We start from the raw sequence: 3,810 nt of genomic DNA on the forward strand, positions 1-3,810 counted from the left end.
AGGAGACGGGGTCGCCGTACTCCTGGCCGTCCTGCGTGTACAGCTGGGCGACGACCGTCACGCGCCCGTTGGCGTTGGCCGAGGTGGTGAACTTCACCGACTGGCTGTGCCCGCCGGAGACCGTGACCGGCTGCTCGCTGTAGGCCTTTCCGCCGATCTTGAGACGGGTGGGGTTGGTGGAGGTGAGCCGCAGCACCAGGTGGTCGACGCCCTGCACGAGGTTGTTCTGCACGGTCACCGGGATCGTGGCGCTGCGGCCGGAGAGCTTGGTCTCCGACTTGTCGATCAGCTTGACCTGCTGGGACAGGTCGTCGAGGTAGGCCTCCACGCCGTCGCGGAAGCTCTCCGCCTCACCGTCCCGGCCGCGCCACGACACGGACATCTCGCGGTTCATGGCACGTCCGAACGGCGTGACGACCCGGGACTCGTCGGTGAGGACCACCTTGAAGTTGTCGACCTTGTCCTGCGTCCTCGCGATCGCGGCGAAGGCGGAGCGGCCGAGTTCCCGCTTGCGCAGAGAGGAGGGGTAGTCGGCCGTCGACGGCAGCCGTGTGGTGGCGCCCGGGTCCGGCTTGGCCTTGGCGGCCGCGGCCAGATCCTGGGGCTGGGACCAGGTGCTCTGCTGGAGGGCCGTCAGCGCCTGCGCCATGGCTTGGGCCTGGCTCGCGGTCGGCATGCGCTGTGGGGCGACGACGATGCTGCGCTGCTTGCTCGTCTGGCCGTCGAGCTCGAGGCTCTGGGCGAGGAACCGCTGCACGGCGAGCGTGGTGCTGCCGGCGCCCGTCATGTCGTCCTCGAACGCCGTCGACAGCCGCTCGTCGGCGACGACCGCCGTGGTGCCGCCGCCGATAGGGCGGGCGGCGGAGGGCGTGTAGGTCAGGCCGCCGGTCTCCTCGAGGCTGTCGCTGCGCGCGATCACCTTGTCGGCGCCCGCCGAGGTCGCGACCTTCACGATCGACGGGTCGACGGCGCCGTCCACCGGCCAGGAGAAGTCCGTGCCCGGTTTCACGTGCAGCACCGTCTCCACCGTGCTGGCGGCGACATCGGTGGCATCCCTGAGCTGGCTGAGCGAGCCGGTGACGCTGGTGCCGTTGTGGGCGAGGGAGGCGAGGTCCGGGTCGGCGAAGGGCAGCGCGACGACCTCCTTGCCCGTCACCGCCTGCTGGAGCTCGGCGAGCCACTGCTTGGCGACCGCCTGCTGGGTCCCCGGCAGCGGGTTGCCGCCCTTGGGATTGCGTACCCGGTAGTTGCGCGTCATGGCGTCGACGGAGGCGAGCAGGTCGGGGTCGATCACCCAGGTGACGTCGAGATCCTTGCCCAGCGACAGCATCTGCTGCAGACGGCCGCCGGGCGAGATCTCCTTGGCGAGGTCGTCGTCGAGGAAGACCGGCGTCTGCTGCTCGCCGGGACCGGTCTCGGCCGTCATGTGGACGCTGGAGACGAGCGGCCAAAGGAAGGTCGTCTTCGTCTTGGTGTCCGCGTCCGAGGACTGCCAGGGCAGGAACGTGTGCTGGATGCCCAGCACCTGCTCCCAGGGCTGCGCGGTCGTCCGGCCCGACAGGGACACGGAGAACTCGTAGACGCCGTTCCCGCCCAGGTTCAGCTTGTCGACCGGGACGGAGATGCTGAAGTGCTGTGCGGCGCCCGGGTCGAGCGAGGCGAACTTCTGCACATACTTGCCGCCGACCTCGTCGCCGTCGGCCCCCGGCTCGAAGCCGGTGCGCCGGGCCACGGCGTCGATGTCCGAGCGGGTGTTCAGCTCGGGACCCACCCGCAGACCCACGTGGGCGTTGGTGACCGCCTGCTTGCCGTTGTTGGTCACCGTGCCGGCGACGGTCACGGTGTCCCCGTCGCTGGGAGCGCCGGGAGTCAGCGAGTCCAGGGCGACGGCCACCGTGCCGGAGCCGGAGGCGGTCCGCACGGCGTCCTGGCCGGCGGCCTGCGCCGACGACGCGGCGGGCAGCTGCAGCAGACCGGCCAGCAGGGGCGCACCGGCGAGCAGAGTCCCGGCTCGCCGCAGCAGGCGGCGGGCAGGTGAGGGACTGGTCCCCTGGAAGTCTGCCGCCTCGGCCACGCGCTCGCCCGTCCCTCGTCGTCGTCAGTGGTCTCGGAATGTGCGTCCAGGCATGGTAACGATGCGCGCCGAGGTGAAGTGCCGCGGAGGCGGGTCCAAGATCGGCGGAGAGCCGTGGAGCGGCCTGATGCGCACGAATACGGGGGACCTGTTCCGTACGTCACAAGGGCTGTGCTTGCGGCCGTATGGGAGGAGCTGTCCGGGCCCGGCAATGGCGAGGCGGCCGAGTGGCCCGGACACGTACCCTCTTCTGTTGTGCCGAACGCCAACGAAGACACTCCCACTGCCCTGAGCCAGGTGCAGCAGCGCGCGGTGAGCGAACTGCTGCGGGTTGCCCCTGTCGCCGACGATCTCGCCCGCCGCTTCCAGGAGGCCGGGTTCTCACTCGCCCTGGTCGGCGGCTCGGTCCGGGACGCGCTGCTCGGCCGGCTCGGGAACGACCTGGACTTCACGACCGACGCGCGGCCCGAGGACGTACTGAAGATCGTGCGGCCGTGGGCGGACGCCGTCTGGGAGGTCGGAATCGCCTTCGGCACGGTCGGCGCGCAGAAGAAGGCGCGGGTCGAGGGTGTCGAGCGCTGTTTCCAGATCGAGGTCACCACATACCGGTCGGAGGCCTACGACCGGACCTCCCGCAAGCCGGAGGTGTCCTACGGCGACTCCATCGAGGAGGACCTCGTCCGGCGCGACTTCACGGTCAACGCGATGGCGCTGGCCCTGCCGGAGAAGGAGTTCGTCGACCCGCACGGAGGGCTGGTCGACCTGGCGGCGCGGGTGCTGCGCACCCCGGGCACTCCCGAGGAGTCCTTCTCCGACGATCCGCTGCGCATGATGCGGGCGGCCCGCTTCGCCGCCCAGCTCGACTTCGAGGTCGCCCCCGAGGTCATCGCGGCGATGAAGGAGATGGCGGGGCGTATCGACATCGTCTCGGCCGAGCGGGTGCGGGACGAGCTGAACAAGCTGATCCTCTCCGCCCACCCGCGCAAGGGCCTGACCCTGCTGGTCGAGACCGGCCTCGCCGGGCACGTCCTGCCCGAGCTGCCCGCGCTGCGGCTGGAGAGCGACGAGCACCACCGGCACAAGGACGTCTACGACCACACGCTGATCGTGCTGGAGCAGGCCATCGCGCTGGAGGAGGACGGGCCCGACCTGACCCTCCGGCTGGCCGCCCTCCTGCACGACATCGGCAAGCCGCGAACCCGCCGCTTCGAGAAGGACGGCCGGGTCTCCTTCCACCACCACGAGGTGGTCGGCGCGAAGATGACCAAGAAGCGCATGACCGCTCTGAAGTACTCCAACGAGCTGGTGAAGGACGTCTCGCGCCTGGTCGAGCTGCACTTGCGCTTCCATGGCTATGGCACTGGGGAGTGGACGGACTCCGCGGTCCGCCGCTACGTCCGCGATGCGGGGCCGCTTCTCGACCGACTGCACAAGCTGACCCGCTCGGACTGCACCACGCGCAACAAGCGCAAGGCGTCCGCGCTGTCGCGGGCGTACGACGGACTGGAGCAGCGCATCTCCGAGCTCCAGGAACGGGAGGAGCTGGACGCGATCCGCCCGGACCTCGACGGCAACCAGGTCATGGAGATCCTGGGCGTGAAGCCGGGGCCGGTCGTCGGCATGGCCTACAAGCACATGCTGGAGCTCCGCCTCGAGCACGGCCCGATGGAGCACGACGCGGCAGTGGCGGCACTCAAGGAGTGGTGGGCCCAGCAGGATGTTTCACGTGAAACGTG

2 protein-coding genes are annotated in these 3,810 nt (G+C 70.1%); one reads left to right on the forward strand and one right to left on the reverse strand.

The genetic code is table 11. The features are described 5' to 3' along the window. The coding region (locus IE249_RS26920) for a DUF6049 family protein (protein WP_229859346.1) at positions 1–2,074 on the reverse strand (2,074 nt) is incomplete at its 3' end. A gap of 255 nt (positions 2,075–2,329) precedes the next feature. On the opposite strand from IE249_RS26920, the gene IE249_RS26925 reads away from it, so the two are divergent. Next, positions 2,330–3,810 (forward strand): CCA tRNA nucleotidyltransferase (locus IE249_RS26925; RefSeq protein WP_189708775.1); only part of this gene is annotated, 1,481 nt, incomplete at its 3' end.

The sequence above is a fragment of the Streptomyces anandii JCM 4720 genome (assembly GCF_014650655.1).
Classification (GTDB): Bacteria; Actinomycetota; Actinomycetes; order Streptomycetales; family Streptomycetaceae; genus Streptomyces; species Streptomyces anandii.